This window comes from Cognatishimia sp. (assembly GCF_049116455.1).
Lineage (GTDB): Bacteria > Pseudomonadota > Alphaproteobacteria > Rhodobacterales > Rhodobacteraceae > Cognatishimia.
Genome location: NZ_JAGDYW010000003.1, coordinates 99,861 through 115,057, shown reverse-complemented (window position 1 = coordinate 115,057; position 15,197 = coordinate 99,861). Strand labels below are relative to the sequence as shown.

General features: G+C 52.1%; 13 protein-coding genes and 1 tRNA gene. 10 read left to right on the top strand and 4 right to left on the bottom strand.

Annotated elements, in window-relative coordinates; genetic code table 11:
* Window positions 1-113 precede the first annotated feature (113 nt).
* The 7 genes from JXQ85_RS05360 to JXQ85_RS05330 all read left to right on the top strand — a co-directional run bounded on the left by JXQ85_RS05360 (window position 114) and on the right by JXQ85_RS05330 (window position 6,792).
* Window positions 114-1,166 carry a substrate-binding domain-containing protein gene (locus JXQ85_RS05360; RefSeq protein ID WP_421747851.1) on the top strand — a complete coding sequence of 351 codons (1,053 nt, stop codon included), beginning with the start codon at window positions 114-116 and terminating at the stop codon, window positions 1,164-1,166.
* A gap of 86 nt (window positions 1,167-1,252) precedes the next feature.
* Window positions 1,253-2,725 (top strand): phosphate ABC transporter permease subunit PstC, encoded by a 1,473-nt coding sequence (gene pstC / locus JXQ85_RS05355; protein WP_421747850.1) that lies wholly within the window; start codon window positions 1,253-1,255, stop codon window positions 2,723-2,725.
* Window positions 2,722-4,074 (top strand): phosphate ABC transporter permease PstA, encoded by a 1,353-nt coding sequence (gene pstA / locus JXQ85_RS05350; RefSeq protein WP_421747849.1) that lies wholly within the window; start codon window positions 2,722-2,724, stop codon window positions 4,072-4,074. The genes pstC and pstA overlap by 4 nt, the downstream gene beginning before the upstream one ends.
* Window positions 4,075-4,096: 22 nt before the next feature.
* Entirely contained in the window at window positions 4,097-4,894 is a 798-nt protein-coding gene (gene pstB, locus JXQ85_RS05345; RefSeq protein ID WP_421747848.1) for a phosphate ABC transporter ATP-binding protein PstB, read from the top strand.
* Between the two features lie 11 nt (window positions 4,895-4,905).
* Entirely contained in the window at window positions 4,906-5,628 is a 723-nt protein-coding gene (phoU, locus tag JXQ85_RS05340) for a phosphate signaling complex protein PhoU (protein WP_421747847.1), read from the top strand.
* Between the two features lie 12 nt (window positions 5,629-5,640).
* Window positions 5,641-6,327: a phosphate regulon transcriptional regulator PhoB gene (gene phoB / locus JXQ85_RS05335; protein WP_421747846.1), complete on the top strand. Its 687-nt coding sequence runs from the start codon at window positions 5,641-5,643 to the stop codon at window positions 6,325-6,327.
* Window positions 6,328-6,534: 207 nt separating this feature from the next.
* On the top strand, window positions 6,535-6,792 hold the full coding sequence (locus JXQ85_RS05330; protein ID WP_421747845.1) for a hypothetical protein: 258 nt from the start codon (window positions 6,535-6,537) through the stop codon (window positions 6,790-6,792).
* A gap of 59 nt (window positions 6,793-6,851) precedes the next feature.
* Here the strand turns inward: JXQ85_RS05330 and JXQ85_RS05325 are convergent.
* The 3 genes from JXQ85_RS05325 to JXQ85_RS05315 form a co-directional block, all read right to left on the bottom strand.
* Window positions 6,852-6,925: transfer RNA gene (locus JXQ85_RS05325), tRNA-Gly, on the bottom strand.
* Window positions 6,926-6,960: 35 nt separating this feature from the next.
* Entirely contained in the window at window positions 6,961-7,377 is a 417-nt protein-coding gene (locus tag JXQ85_RS05320) for a hypothetical protein (RefSeq protein ID WP_421747844.1), read from the bottom strand.
* A 112-nt stretch (window positions 7,378-7,489) separates the two neighbouring features.
* Window positions 7,490-9,526, bottom strand: a complete 2,037-nt coding sequence (locus JXQ85_RS05315) for an ASKHA domain-containing protein (protein ID WP_421747843.1) — start codon at window positions 9,524-9,526, stop codon at window positions 7,490-7,492.
* Between the two features lie 180 nt (window positions 9,527-9,706).
* Here JXQ85_RS05315 and guaB point away from each other — a divergent pair, with 180 nt between their 5' ends.
* From guaB to JXQ85_RS05300, 3 genes are all read left to right on the top strand, one after another.
* Entirely contained in the window at window positions 9,707-11,155 is a 1,449-nt protein-coding gene (gene guaB / locus JXQ85_RS05310) for an IMP dehydrogenase (protein WP_421747842.1), read from the top strand.
* The gene (locus JXQ85_RS05305; protein WP_421747841.1) at window positions 11,155-12,309 is read left to right on the top strand and encodes an RsmB/NOP family class I SAM-dependent RNA methyltransferase; all 1,155 of its coding nucleotides are present in this window, start codon (window positions 11,155-11,157) and stop codon (window positions 12,307-12,309) included. Before guaB ends, JXQ85_RS05305 begins: the two co-directional genes overlap by 1 nt.
* A gap of 108 nt (window positions 12,310-12,417) precedes the next feature.
* Window positions 12,418-14,697: an ATP-binding protein gene (locus JXQ85_RS05300; RefSeq protein ID WP_421749032.1), complete on the top strand. Its 2,280-nt coding sequence runs from the start codon at window positions 12,418-12,420 to the stop codon at window positions 14,695-14,697.
* Here the strand turns inward: JXQ85_RS05300 and JXQ85_RS05295 are convergent.
* On the bottom strand, window positions 14,694-15,128 hold the full coding sequence (locus tag JXQ85_RS05295) for a gamma-glutamyl kinase (RefSeq protein WP_421747840.1): 435 nt from the start codon (window positions 15,126-15,128) through the stop codon (window positions 14,694-14,696). The genes JXQ85_RS05300 and JXQ85_RS05295 overlap by 4 nt on opposite strands.
* Window positions 15,129-15,197 lie beyond the last annotated feature (69 nt).

The following is a 15,197-nucleotide window of genomic DNA, read 5'->3' as shown; positions in this document are numbered from 1 at the left end:
CGCCGCTTGTCATAAAAGCGTTACATACGTGTCACAAAAGCTTTGTCAGAAACACCTACTTCCAGCCCCGAAGCCGCGAAACACAGCGGCTCGGACACTCAGGAGTTAATTACATGTCTGTCAAACTGACTGCTTCCGCACTGGCGATCGCTGCCGTTGCTGCCACCTCTGCTGCTGCACGCGACCAAGTGCAAGTTGCCGGTTCTTCCACTGTTCTGCCATACGCTTCTATCGTTGCTGAAGCATTCGGCGAGAACTTTGACTTCCCAACACCAGTTGTTGAATCTGGTGGTTCCTCTGCAGGTCTGAAGCGCTTCTGCGAAGGTGTTGGCGAAAACACCATCGACGTTGCAAACGCTTCCCGCAAAATCAAAGATAAAGAGATCAAAGCTTGCGCGGAAAACGGCGTAACTGACATCATCGAAGTTCGCATCGGTTATGACGGCATCGTTTTTGCATCTGACATCAACGGCAACGGTTTTGAATTCACACCAACCGATTGGTTCAACGCTCTGTCTGACCAGGTTCTGGTTGACGGCGCACTGGTTGCAAACCCAAACAAAACTTGGGCTGACGTGAACCCAGCATTCCCAGCACAGGCTCTGGCAGCTTACATCCCTGGCACTAAGCACGGCACACGTGAAGTGTTCGAAGACAAAGTGATCCTAGCGGGCTGTGAAGCAACTGGCGCATTTGACGTACTGCTGGCAGGCGCAGAAGGCGACACAGACAAAGCCAAGCACAAAGCAGCTGAAAAAGCATGTATCGCTCTGCGCACAGACGGCGTTTCTGTAGACATCGACGGTGACTACACAGAAACTCTGGCCTCCATCGAATCCAACAAAGACGGCATCGGCGTCTTCGGACTGGCATTCTTCGAGAACAACACCGACAAGCTGCAAGTTGCAACTATGTCCGGCATCGTTCCTTCCACCGAGTCCATCGCGACTGGCGAGTACCCAGTATCCCGCCCACTGTTCTTCTACGTGAAGAAAGCACACATCGGCGCGATCCCAGGTCTGAAAGAATATGCTGAGTTCTTCGTAGCAGACGAAATCGCTGGCGCAGACGGCCCTCTGGCAGAATACGGTCTGGTATCTGACCCAGAGCTAGAAATGACACAAGAAGCGGTTTCTGAAGAAGCTGTTCTTGGCGCAAACATGTAAGCCAAGGCTTACTTTGGGGATGGCGTGATTGCGCGCCATCCCTTATTCGTTTGGCAAGTCCAAACTAACCAGAATCCGGAGTTCCCATGCCTGTGTTGTGGCTCGTGCTGATCGTGATTGCTTTTGCAACGGTCGGCTTTTTTCTTGGAAGACAGCGGGCGCTGTCCTCAGGGGACGGCGATAGCCGGAACCTACATTCGCTGCCCATCTATTATGGGATGAATGTCGCGCTTTCCATATTGGTGCCTTCGGCGCTGGTATTGGCGATCTGGTCCTTGGCACAGCCAATGATCATTGAAAACTCCGTTTCCGAAATGATTTCGGTCGAGACACTGGATAAAGGCACACCGCTTGATTTGGTGATGTCTGACGTGCGCCGCATTGCGGATGGTTTGGACGCCGCCGTTTCGCAGGACGCCATCACTGCAGATCAAGCAAATAACATGCGTGCTGATCTGACAGATGTGCGCAGCCGCTTAGGTGAAATCGGTGTCGCACTTGGCTCTGAAGTTAAACCAGAGGTCATGGAAGCGGCGCAGGCTTATCGCTCGCAGAATTCAAGTGGCACACTTATGATGACGCTTGTGGTACTGGCTTTGGCCATAGCGGGCTTTGGGTATTCTTACCTGCGTAGCAACAAAGATTTCCGGGCGCGTAACGTCGTTGAAAACGGCGTATTGGTTCTGTTGATCGCCGCGGCCTCCATTGCGATCCTGACCACCATTGGCATCGTCCTGTCGATGGTTTTTGAAACCAAGAACTTCTTTGGCCTACACAGCTGGACAGATTTCTTCTTTGGCTCCACCTGGGCACCAAACTTTCGTGGCGACTCTGAATTGTCGATCCTGCCGCTGCTATGGGGCACCATCTATATCTCGATTGTTGCCTTGTTGGTTGCGGTGCCAGTTGGATTGTTTGCAGCGATTTATCTGGCTGAATATGCCTCTAAGACGGTGCGTGGCTTTGCCAAGCCTTTGCTTGAGATCCTCGCCGGTATCCCGACCATCGTTTACGGCCTCTTTGCGCTTGTGACCTTTGGTCCGTTCCTACTGGATATTTTCGGCGACGGCGGTGTCTTGGGTGTGGATTGGATGACCGATGCGCGTTCTGTAGCCACAGCAGGGATCGTGATGGGCGTCATGCTGATCCCATTTGTGTCCTCACTGTCTGACGACATCATCAACTCGGTGCCGCAATCCATGCGCGATGGCTCCTATGGCCTGGGCGCGACGAAATCTGAAACCATCAAACAAGTGGTTCTGCCAGCGGCATTGCCCGGCATCGTGGGCGCGATCCTACTGGCCGCGTCACGTGCGATTGGTGAAACCATGATCGTGGTCATGGGGGCAGGGGCGATTGCACGCTTTGCCGGCAACCCATTGGAAGCCCTGACCACCATCACCACACGTATCGTTAGCCAGCTAACAGGGGACGGGGATTTCTCCTCTCCTGAAACGCTGGTGGCATTTGCGCTGGGTCTCTCACTCTTTGTGCTGACCCTCGGCCTGAACATTCTTGCGCTTTACATCGTGCGCAAATACCGGGAGCAGTACGAATGAGCGATACATCTATCCCTCAGTCCGCACCAAAAGCTGTGAAGACGTCGATCCACAAGTTGGACGCACGTACCAAAAAGCGCAACGCTGCGGAAAGCCGTTTCAAACTCTATGGGATCACTGCGATCGCGACTGGTTTGATCATCTTGGCCGTCTTGCTGACCACCATCATCGGCAATGGCTACAGCGCCTTTCAGCAAACCTTTGTGACGCTGAATGTTGAGCTGCTGGAAAGCAAGCTCGACAAAAAAGGCGAGCGCGACATCGAGAAGATCAAGAAGGTTTCGACCTTCGGGTATGCGCCACTTCTGAAAGGGGCTTTTGAAGCCAAGGTTGAAGAGCTGGGCATTGAAACAGATCTGAAATCCAAAGCCATGGCTGGTCTGCTGTCGAAATCTGCGGCCAAAGACCTGCGGAACCTGGTTTTGGAAGACATCGATCAGATCGGTTCAACAGTCGAGATGACTTTCTTGGCCAACAGCCGCGTGGATGGCTACCTAAAGGGCCGCGTAAGCCGCGAGAGCATTGCGAACGATAAAAACATCTCTGCTGAGCAGCTTGATTTTGTAGATCAACTGGTTGAGGCCGGGGTGATCAAGAAGAAATTCAACCTTGATTTCATCCTTGGTGCAGACGCTTCTGACCAACGTCCTGAGGCTGCCGGGATCGGTGTCGCAATGGCCGGATCGTTCTTCATGATGATGGTTGTTCTGGCGCTGGCGCTGCCTATCGGTGTTGCAGCTTCGATCTATCTGGAAGAATTCGCACCGAAGAACTGGCTGACCGATATCATTGAAGTAAATATCTCGAACCTCGCAGCTGTGCCGTCCATCGTGTTTGGTATTCTGGGTCTGGCGGTCTTCATAAACTACATGCACCTGCCGCAATCTGCGCCGCTTGTTGGTGGCTTGGTTCTGACGCTGATGACGCTACCGACGATCATCATCTCAACCCGCGCGTCTTTGAAGGCGGTTCCGCCGTCCATCCGCGACGCGGCTCTGGGTCTAGGCGCGTCCAAGATGCAATCCGTGTTCCACCACGTGCTGCCTTTGGCTGCACCGGGCATCTTGACCGGCACCATCATTGGTCTAGCGCAGGCGCTAGGTGAAACGGCTCCGCTCTTGTTGATCGGGATGATCGGTTTCATCGCGTCAAACGCACCAACAGGTATTGCTGAGGGCCTTCTGTCGCCAAACTCCGCCATGCCTGCACAAATCTACGAATGGGCGAAACGTGCCGACCCTGCGTTCTATGAACGCGCCTGGGGTGGCATCATCATCCTGCTCGTTTTCCTTGTCACCATGAATACAATCGCAGTCATCCTGCGCCGCCGCTTCGAACGCCGCTGGTAATCTGTTAGAAGGTATAAACCCCATGTACGACGCACCAAATCTGGAGACCGCCGTGGAGCAACAAGACATCAAGATCGCCGCGGACAAGGTCCAAGTATATTACGGCGACAACCACGCTATCAAAGACGTCTCTGTCGAGATCGAAGACAAAACCGTCACCGCCTTCATCGGCCCATCAGGCTGCGGTAAATCCACCTTCCTGCGTACTCTGAACCGCATGAACGACACCATCGACATCTGCCGAGTCGAAGGCAAAATCGCGCTGGATGGCGAAGACATTTATGACGCCAAAGTTGACCCGGTTCAGCTGCGCGCCAAGGTGGGCATGGTATTCCAAAAGCCAAACCCATTCCCAAAGTCGATCTATGACAATATCGCTTACGGCCCGCGCATTCACGGCTTGGCGAACTCAAAAGCAGACCTTGATGTGATCGTCGAGAAATCTCTGCGCCGCGGCGCGATCTGGGATGAGGTCAAAGACCGTCTGCACGCTCCTGGTACTGGCCTTTCCGGTGGTCAACAGCAACGTCTGTGCATCGCACGCGCCGTTGCAACAGAGCCAGAGGTTCTTCTGATGGACGAGCCTTGTTCTGCGCTCGACCCAATCGCAACCGCACAGGTCGAAGAGCTTATCGACGAGTTGCGTAGCAATTATTCCGTTGTCATCGTGACCCACTCTATGCAGCAGGCGGCGCGTGTCTCTCAGAAGACGGCCTTTTTCCACCTCGGCAATTTGGTCGAATACGACGACACGTCTAAGATTTTCACCAACCCAAAAGATGAGCGCACCGAAAGCTACATCACCGGCCGGATCGGGTAAGGATATTTCCAATGAACGATACACATATTGTTTCAGGCTTTGACCGCGACCTAGAAAGCGTTCAGGCCCATATCATGAAGATGGGTGGTCTGGTTGAACAGAACATTCTTGAGGCCGCTAAATCGCTTCGCGAACGTGACGAAGAATTGTCCGAACGCGTGCTCAAAAGCGACAAGGCGATTGATGCCCTCGAAGAGGTGATCAACGAAGAAGCTTCCCGCATCATCGCGCTACGTGCCCCTGCGGCGGTTGACCTACGCGTGATCCTGTCTGTGATGAAAATTGCGGGCAACCTTGAGCGCATCGGCGACTACGCCAAAAACATGGCCAAGCGGAACTCTGTTCTGGTGCACATGACACCCGTTGACGGCGCTCGGTCTGCATTGGGTCGTATGGCTCGCGAAGTTCAATTGATGCTGAAAGACGCGCTGGATGCCTATATCCAACGCGATGTGGAGCTGGCCTATGAAATTCTGGATCGGGATCGCGAGATCGACCAGATGTACAACGCGCTGTTCCGTGAGTTCCTGACCTTTATGATGGAAGATCCACGCTACATCACACCCTGCATGCACCTGCATTTCATCGCCAAAAACACCGAACGTATGGGCGACCATGTGACGGCGATTGCCGAACAGGTGATCTATCTGGTGACCGGCAGCATGCCGGATGAAAGCCGCATCAAAGAAGACAACACCTCCCGCGACCCCGAAGCCTCGGTTCCCAATTCCTAAGACGAGAAGACCATGTCTGATCACCCAAAAGTCCTGCTGGTCGAAGACGAGCCTGCGCAGCGCGAAGTTTTGTCTTATAACCTGCAATCCGAAGGTTTCGATGTTGTAACAGCCGCTGATGGCGATGAAGCCATGTTGCTGGTGGAAGAAGAAGCGCCGGACATCATCGTGCTGGATTGGATGCTTCCGGGCATTTCCGGCATCGAAATCTGCCGGCGAATTAAATCCAAATCCCAAACCCGTGGTATTCCTGTGCTGATGTTGTCAGCGCGCTCTGAAGAGGTTGACCGCGTACGGGGACTTGAAACCGGGGCTGACGACTATGTGGTCAAACCCTATTCAGTGCTCGAACTGATGGCGCGGGTGCGTAACCAACTGCGCCGTGTACGTCCTGCCTCGGTCGGCCAAAGACTGGAATTCGAAGACATTATCCTGGACAGCGAAACCCATCGGGTGACGCGCTCAGATAATGCCTTGAAACTCGGACCAACAGAATTTCGTTTGCTTTCCACTTTCATGGAAAAGCCGGGCCGTGTCTGGAGCCGTGAACAGCTTCTGGATCGCGTATGGGGCCGGGATATCTATGTCGACAGCCGCACGGTTGATGTCCATGTTGGGCGCTTGCGTAAGGCGCTCTGTGTACACGGCGGAGAAGACCCAGTCCGTACGGTGCGTGGGGCAGGGTACGCCTTAGGCTAACCGCTTGAACGTCTGAAATTGAAGGCTCTGATCTATAATGATCAGAGCCTTTTTCATTTGCGGCATGCATCAGCTTTTAAGAATTTCCCCTTAATTTGCCCCCATAAAGACGCGTAGCCTTTTAAAACGCAGGACTTTCTGCGCGCGATTGCACAGTCGAGCCGGCGTAATTGCCTTGTTTTTATGGCTCTTTTGAGGGGACGGACAATGGAAACACTTATCGCACAAATCGTGGCAGGCGCTGTTGGTGGTAACGCAGCAGGCGCAGCATCTAGCCAGATGAACATGGGTAAAATCTTGAACACAGTTGTTGGCCTGATCGGCGGCGTGGGCGGCGGTACTGCACTTGCAGGCATGATGGGCGCAGATGGTGCGTCTTTGATTGGCTCTTTGGCAGGTGGCGCTGGTGGCGGCGCGATCCTGACTGCTGTCGTTGGCATGATCAAAAACAAAATGATGGGCTAAATTTAGTTTGCCACAGGGGTGGTACAAGAAAGGCCGGTCATCAAGACCGGCCTTTACTTTGGAGCGGGTAACGGGAATTGAACCCGTAACTAAAGCTTGGGAAGCTGCCGTGATACCTTTTCACCATACCCGCATTCCGACGCAGCATATACGTCGATGATTTTCCAATCACAAGGGCGGGAAATCGCCGCGTTCATGAACATAGACAGGTGCCGCGGTTTTTTCGTAGAAATCTGACCCGCATCCTTGTGTGCGACCCGCTTTCATAATTGCGTCGTAATGGCCCTTGGCAACGGCCAGACGTGCGTGTTGGTCACGTGTGAACGGCAACCCAAGCAATGCAGGCCAAGCGATAAACGTGCCGGTGATCACGAGGGACGTATCCCAGCTGGCCGTATTGCTTTGTTGTCGAGTGACTTCTTCGACATGGCTTGCCAATCGAGCTCTTTCAGTCGTCAATTCGGAACAGCTTGCGCCTTTGTAAATGATGCTTGGGATATAAGCGGCATCAATCTGATTTGGATATTCAGCACAGGCGGACAGTGTAGTCGACACTGCTGCCGCAACAAAAAATAGATGTTTCATAATAACCCTAAACTCGAATTTCTTAACGGCTATCCCATTCGCCCATATCCAGCAATAGGCGAGATAAATTGATAAGCTCTAAAGGTCTTTTGAAGTAGAGAGCGCCCAGATTTTAGCTACGACGACGTCGACGCCGGCCTCCGCTGCCTTCAGCACCGGCGTTAAAGGAAACATCCGGCAAAGACACAAGTGATTTCAATACTGGGAAAGGGTCGACCGCATTCGGCATCGCAGAAGCATTTACAAAATGCTCTTGGAAGCGTGGCTCCACAGCGGTTTCAATCTTTTCAATCTCGCCAACTGTTTTTTCGATGTCTTTGCGGGCATCAATGTTCAGCAAGGCGATCCGCGCACCTGTGCCAGCGGCATTACCTGCGCTGGTGACTTTATCCAACGGGCAGTCTGGGATCATGCCCAGAACCATTGCGTGTTTCGCGGATATATGCGCCCCAAATGCGCCGGCCAAAACGATGCGATCCACGGTTTCAACATTGAGCTTATCCATAAGAAGACGCGCACCGGAATAAAGCGCGGCTTTGGCCATTTGGATCGCACGAATATCAGGGTTGGTGACAGTGATTACCGGACCACCATCCGCAGAGCCATCCCAAAGCAAATAGGCATGGGTGCGGCCATCTGAAATTGAACGAGCTGAGCCCGTCTGTTCGGCGCTGCCAATCAGACCAGAAGCATCCAGCAGCCCGGCCATGCGCATCTCGGCGATGACCTCGATGATGCCAGAACCACAAATGCCGGTGATGCCGGTGGTTGCAATGGCTCGATCAAAGCCGTCTTCATCTGACCAGATATCAGACCCAATCACACGAAAGCGGGGTTCTTTGGTAACAGGGTCAATTTCGACACGTTCGATGGCACCGGGTGCCGCACGTTGGCCAGAGCTGATTTGCGCGCCCTCAAAGGCCGGGCCAGTCGGAGACGAGCAAGCCATGACACGATCTTTGTTGCCCAGAATGATTTCTGCATTGGTGCCAACATCAACCAGCAGAACAAGGTCTTCTGATGTGTTTGGGGATTCAGATAGGGCAACTGCAGCCGCATCCGCGCCAACATGGCCCGCAATACAAGGCAACATATAGACCCGCGCACCTTGATGAAGTCCAAGCTCTAAGTCACTGGTTTTTAACGAAAGTGACTCGTTCATTGCCAAAGCAAAAGGGGCCTGACCAAGCTCGTAAGGATCAATGCCAAGAAACAGATGGTGCATAACCGGATTACAGACAAAGGTCGCATCCAGAATAAGGTCTTTGTCGATCTCACCTTCGGAAGCGATCTGGTCAAACAAAGCGCTCATGCCGTCGCGTACGGCTTTGGTCATCTCTTTGTCGCCGCCGGCATTCATCATGGAATAGCTGACACGGCTCATCAGGTCTTCGCCAAACCGGATTTGGGGGTTCATAATGCCAGACGAGGCAACAACCTCGCCCGATTTCAGATCACACAGGTGCGCTGCGATGGTGGTCGAGCCAAGGTCGACGGCCAGACCGTAGATGGAACCGTCGTAATATCCCGGCCAAATGCGCGTAATCTCCGCGTGCTCGCTGTTATGTACCTTATGTACAGCAACCGTAACCTTCCAATCGCCTTTGCGCAGCAGCGGTTGCAGGGTGGGCAACAAAGTTGGATCGATCTGCACCTGTTCAAGCGACCATTGGTCTTTTAAGGCCGTCTTCAGCCGTTCCAGATCCCCAGAAGGTTTATGCATGTCAGGCTGTTCAACCTCGACATAATAGAGGCGTACAGCTGTGTTGAGGACAATTTCCCTTGCCTCAGCCCGTTTGCGCACCACTTGGCGGTGTACTTGGCTTTCTGGCGGCACATCGATCACGACATCGCTTTGCACGGTTGCTTGGCAACCCAAACGACGACCATCAATCAAGCCACGTTTGTCTTTGTAGCGTTGCTCAACGGCATTCCAGTCTGACAGGGCATCTTCAGAAACCGTCACCCCATGTTTTGGAAACTCACCCACTGACGGCGTCACCTGACATTTGGAGCAAATCCCGCGTCCGCCGCAGACCGAATCCAGATCAACACCCAGCTGACGTGCTGCGGTCAAAACAGGCGTTCCTGCTGGAAAACGGCCACGTTTCCCCGAAGGGGTAAAGATCACAAGAGGGTCCTGGCTCATGCTAACACCTGTTCGTTCAGCGCATATTTTTCGCGACAATAGGCCATTTCCCCGAAAGCGAAAGCCATCAAGCGATCATTTCCTGCTCAATGCCGACTTGATCGTCCAAATAGGTCTTTCCCAAAGGGGCGGAACATGTAATAGGGAGGCGTCAAACGACCCCACTCAAGGAGATGTGTGATGGAGATTCGTGAGGCACTTACTTTCGATGATGTTTTGCTTGTACCCGGTGCATCCGAGGTTCTGCCGAGTACGGCGGATACGCGCACACGTGTAACGAAAACCATCTCGTTGAATATCCCACTGTTGAGTTCCGCAATGGACACCGTGACCGAAGCCCGTATGGCCATTGCCATGGCACAGGCCGGAGGCATTGGGGTTATTCACAAGAACCTTGATCCTGAAGAACAAGCCCAACAAGTACGACGCGTGAAGCGCTTTGAAAGTGGCATTGTTTATAACCCGATTACCTTGACGGCAAACCAGACCCTTGCAGATGCAAAGGTGCTGATGGAGCGTTACCGGATCACGGGCTTTCCAGTTGTCGACAACGAGGGCCGCGTTCTTGGTATTGTGACAAATCGCGATATGCGCTTTGCCGAAAGCGATGACACACCAGTTTCTGTCATGATGACCTCAGACAATCTTGCCATGTTGCAAGAACCTGCGGATCTGGAGGAGGCCAAAAGCCTCATGAGATCTCGCCGGATTGAGAAACTGCTGGTCGTCGATGGCGACGGTAAATTGACAGGTCTTTTGACATTAAAAGATACAGAACAGGCCGTGTTAAATCCAACGGCTTGCAAAGACGACCTTGGACGCCTGCGGGTTGCCGCTGCCAGCTCTGTCGGCGACAGTGGTTTTGCACGTTCAGAGCTTCTGATTGATGCGGGTGTTGATATCGTTGTTGTGGACACAGCCCACGGCCACTCTGCAGGCGTTCTTGAAGCGGTCTCCCGCGTTAAGAAACTATCCAGCGGCGTGCAAGTGATTGCAGGCAACGTTGCAACGGCTGAAGCTACAAAAGCTTTGATCGACGCGGGTGCCGATGCCGTCAAAGTTGGCATTGGTCCAGGATCTATCTGTACAACTCGTATGGTGGCGGGCGTTGGTGTTCCACAGCTGACAGCCATCATGGATTGCGCAAAAGCAGCCGGCGATATTCCGGTGATTGCGGACGGCGGCATCAAGTTCTCTGGCGACTTTGCCAAAGCCATCGCAGCGGGCGCATCTTGTGCCATGGTTGGCTCGATGATTGCAGGCACTGATGAAAGCCCAGGCGAAGTGATCCTGTACAATGGTCGCTCTTATAAATCCTACCGCGGTATGGGCTCTTTGGGTGCCATGGCGCGCGGTTCTGCAGATCGTTATTTCCAGAAAGATGCTGCCTCTGACAAATTGGTGCCTGAAGGCATCGAAGGCCAAGTGCCATATAAAGGGTCTGCAGGCACTGTGATCCACCAATTGGTTGGCGGTTTGCGCGCAGCAATGGGGTATACCGGCAGCGCGACAGTCGCTGACATGCACAGCAAGGCCAATTTCGTGAAGATCACAGGCGCTGGCTTGAAAGAAAGCCATGTGCATGACGTTCAGATCACCCGCGAAGCGCCTAATTATCGGGTAGGCTGATGACACCTGCGGCGCGCGTCCAAACGGCGATTGAACTCTTAGATCCCATTCTGGATGGCGCGCCCGCAGAACGCACCCTGACACAATGGGCACGAAAATCACGGTTTGCCGGGTCCAAAGACCGCGCCGCAATTCGCGACCATATTTACGATGTGCTGCGTCGCAAAAACACATTCTCTCAAAGCGGTGGCGGTCAAAGCCCACGTCATTTGATAATTGGGCTACTACGTCATCAAGGTGTTGACCTAGAAGATATCTTTTCCGGTACTGGCTACGGACCAGATGCCTTGACACCGGAGGAAAATGTCGCGGTCGAGACGCAGGATGTAGCGGATCTTCCTGATTGGATTATCCCAGATTTCCAAGCGTCTTTAGGGACGGACTTTGAGGCGATCGAAGCTGCACTAAAAGAGCGCGCACCGGTTATTTTACGCGTGAACCTAAGCAAAGAAACACCAACTGAGGCGATTGATCAGTTGGCGGCTGAAGGCATTGAAACTCGCGTTCATGCGTCCGCAGATACTGCATTGATTGTGACAGAGGGCGCACGCAAGATCCGGAATAGCCAAGCCTATCAAACGGGTGTTGTGGAATTGCAGGATGCCGCAAGTCAGGCCGCGATTGCTTTGTTACCGTTTGACGAAATCAAAAGTACCCTGGATTATTGTGCAGGCGGTGGTGGCAAGCTTTTAGCGATGGCCGCACGCGGAAAGGGTCAGTTTTTCGCCCATGACGTGCTCGAAGGCCGACTATGTGATCTACCAGAGCGTGCAAAGCGTGCTGGTATCAAAGCACAAATTCTGAAGACCTCTGAAATTCCACATGAAGCGCCTTTTGATTTGGTATTTTGTGATGTGCCCTGTTCGGGCACTGGCACCTGGCGTCGAGATCCTGATGCCAAGTGGAAGCTTACAAGAGAAACTCTATCTAATACGCTGAGTATTCAACAAGAAATCCTTACCTCTGCATCGAAGTATGTTGGCGAAACGGGCTTCTTGGGCTACGCGACATGTTCACTTTTACAGTCTGAAAACCAAGATCAGATTTCTGCGTTCTTAAAAGAAAATCCAGACTGGGCGTTGGTTTATGAACGCGTGTGGACCCCGTTGGATGGATGTGACGGGTTTTACACCGCACTTCTGAAAAGAAAGTAAATTCTTGCCACACAACCTTAGCGGGTTTTATGTTTGTTTATGAAATATTGACTAATTTCAACTTAGATTTCCCATCATCTGGGTCTAGGAAACAAGCAATTGGCGTCAGTGGAAGAAGCATTAAGGCATAAGGTATTGTACGGGCGTCAGCACCGTATCAAGGTGCTGACCTTGCTTCTCCTTTTGCTTTCGGCCTCCGTTTGGATGCTGGCGTCTGACTTTGAACAGTTTTATCCAGCCGGTCTCTATTTTGCATTTGCAGCGGTTCTCGGGATCGCGGTTTACAAGCTGGTTAATTACGTCAAAACGGTCCAATCGCAAAAACGTCTGCAATCTTTGTCGAACCTCATTGAAAATGATCAATCTGCCCGCCTTATCATCGATGGCGACACAAAAATCTGGCTGAGAAATGGTGCAGCCCGGGATCTTGGCGTAATAGAAGACAGCCTCTCTAAACACTTGAAACTTCGGTTTTTAGACGGTGATGAATCCGTAAATAGGCTGATAGAAGTGGCTTCTTTTGAGGGCAGTGCGTCCGAGCAATTTGTGACGCGCACTGCCAATGTCCAGTTTTACGTGCACAGAATTGACAAGCACCTATTCAGCTGTGAAATGCGCAGCCAACCGCATTTTGACGAAAACGCTGATGGTGGTTTGTCGCTTCCTATGCTGACTGCTGCGGCGAATGGAACTGTTCTGTTTATGAACCAATCAGCCAGGGATTTTCTGGGCGTTCGAAAAACCAGTCTGTCAGAAATCTTTGAAGATGACACTTCAATGTCTGACATCAACTGCGTCAAAACTGAAAACGGATTGCGCCGGTGCTTTTTGATGGAAAACACACTTTCGGGCGGACGCCGAGAGATTTTTTTAATTCCAGCTTTGGGGGAGAAAACCGGCAGAGCTGAACTGTCTTATGAATCCATGCCCGTTGCCGTGATGAAGATTGATGAAACTGGCAACATCCTGTCATCCAATCGCACGGCACGGGATATGATCGGGCCTGATGCCAAAGATCATATGAACCTGAGCGATGTTATGGAGGGCCTTGGACGCCCCCTGTTAGATTGGTTGGCTGAAGCCGCTGATGGGCGCGCACAGAATCTAAACGAATTTTTGCGCATTAAACGCAATGACCGTGAAAGGTTTGTTCAAGTCACTTTGGGCCGCACTTTTGAAAACGGCAAAACCGCGCTTTACGCTGTTTTCCATGACGCAACAGAGCTGAAAAAGCTCGAAGCACAATTTGTTCAAAGCCAGAAAATGCAGGCTATTGGTCAGCTAGCTGGTGGTATAGCGCATGATTTCAACAACTTACTCACGGCGATCTCTGGGCATTGCGATCTGTTGTTACTGAAACATGAGCAGGATGATCCGGTCTATTCTGACCTGATGCAAATCCATCAAAACGCCAATAGGGCTGCCTCATTGGTAGGTCAGCTGCTTGCCTTTTCCAGAAAGCAAACACTGCAACCTGACACCATTGATCTACGCGAGGTGCTGTCGGATCTTACGCATCTTCTCAGTCGGCTGGTCAGTGATGACGTTGATCTGTCGGTCAACATCTCTGATGAACTATCGTCGGTTTACCTAGACCCTCAGCAATTTGAACAGGTCATCATGAACCTTGTGGTCAACGCACGGGACGCGATGCCTCACGGAGGGGCGGTGACCCTTCAGGCTCAAAACCTATCGCTTGCAGAACCAGAAGTGCGCGAGCGCGCCACCATCCCCCCAGGCGACTATGTGCAGGTGCTTGTGATTGATGAGGGAACAGGGATTTCTGCCGAAACAAAAGAAAAAGTATTTGAACCATTCTACACCACCAAACAAACAGGTGAGGGTACTGGCCTTGGCCTTTCGACCGCATATGGCATTGTCAAACAATCAGGCGGGTTCATTTTCTTAGACAGTTCAGTGGGCGAGGGCACGACTTTTACGCTTTTGTTTCCAACGGCCGAACATAAGGCGCCTGTATTTGTAAGAAACCCCATAAAAGACGGGCAATCAGAGCGGATTGAAGGCACAGTTCTTTTGGTCGAAGACGAGGCTCCCGTACGTGCCTTTGCAGCGCGCGCGCTACGTCTCAAGGGGCTTTCTGTGCTTGAGGCGTCATGCGGAGAGGAGGCTTTGGAAATTCTGGAGGATACCGCATTAACGGTTGATCTTTTCTTATCGGACGTTGCGATGCCGGGTCTCGATGGTCCTGCTTGGGTCAAAAAAGCCCTAGAAACACGACCCAATCCGCGGATTGTCTTTATGTCTGGCTATGCAGAAGAAAAGTTTGCGTCTGATGCAAATGCGCTTCAAAACGCGGTCTTTCTACCCAAGCCATTTTCCCTGGATGAGCTTGCAGCAACAGTTCAGCAACAAATTGTAAACGCTTAAGCAATGCTTTCATAAAGTTCAAATTCTTGAGGATGCGTCTTTTTTAAAAGCACCAATACATCGTCAGACAGCTCCAGATCCATCTTCGGTGATACATTTGAAATCGGTAGATCAATTTTCAGATCCAAACGGGCCTCCAAAAAGTCGATCGCCTTGGCTTGATCTTCATATTTGAACAAATGGTTTACCTTTGTACCATTTGGGCGAGGCTCCAAAAATTTTGCCTGACTGCCAACATTGGCAAACCCACGTCGGTCTTCCTTGCAATATTCTAAAACAAATTCATCAAACGACACATCATGGGTGGAATTTGCACGGCCTTTAGCAAAGTCGCGCCGTCGATACCTATACCAGCTTCCAAGCCAGCTTACCGGTTCACGCATCACAGCAATCAGCTCCAGATCCGTCACACCGCAGGCTTTTTCAAACATTGGGCGGAAAAACCTATTATATCGGAACACGGCGGCATGCTTGAGATCTGGCGGATCAGATATAGCGAT

Bases quoted from the DNA above. Each gene is read 5' to 3' on its own strand.
- JXQ85_RS05360 (WP_421747851.1), top strand. From the start codon at position 114: ATGTCTGTCAAACTGACTGCTTCCGCACTGGCGATCGCTGCCGTTGCT.
- pstC (WP_421747850.1), top strand. From the start codon at position 1,253: ATGCCTGTGTTGTGGCTCGTGCTGATCGTGATTGCTTTTGCAACGGTC.
- pstA (WP_421747849.1), top strand. From the start codon at position 2,722: ATGAGCGATACATCTATCCCTCAGTCCGCACCAAAAGCTGTGAAGACG.
- pstB (WP_421747848.1), top strand. From the start codon at position 4,097: ATGTACGACGCACCAAATCTGGAGACCGCCGTGGAGCAACAAGACATC.
- phoU (WP_421747847.1), top strand. From the start codon at position 4,906: ATGAACGATACACATATTGTTTCAGGCTTTGACCGCGACCTAGAAAGC.
- phoB (WP_421747846.1), top strand. From the start codon at position 5,641: ATGTCTGATCACCCAAAAGTCCTGCTGGTCGAAGACGAGCCTGCGCAG.
- JXQ85_RS05330 (WP_421747845.1), top strand. From the start codon at position 6,535: ATGGAAACACTTATCGCACAAATCGTGGCAGGCGCTGTTGGTGGTAAC.
- JXQ85_RS05320 (WP_421747844.1), bottom strand. From the start codon at position 7,377: ATGAAACATCTATTTTTTGTTGCGGCAGCAGTGTCGACTACACTGTCC.
- JXQ85_RS05315 (WP_421747843.1), bottom strand. From the start codon at position 9,526: ATGAGCCAGGACCCTCTTGTGATCTTTACCCCTTCGGGGAAACGTGGC.
- guaB (WP_421747842.1), top strand. From the start codon at position 9,707: ATGGAGATTCGTGAGGCACTTACTTTCGATGATGTTTTGCTTGTACCC.
- JXQ85_RS05305 (WP_421747841.1), top strand. From the start codon at position 11,155: ATGACACCTGCGGCGCGCGTCCAAACGGCGATTGAACTCTTAGATCCC.
- JXQ85_RS05295 (WP_421747840.1), bottom strand. From the start codon at position 15,128: ATGTTTGAAAAAGCCTGCGGTGTGACGGATCTGGAGCTGATTGCTGTG.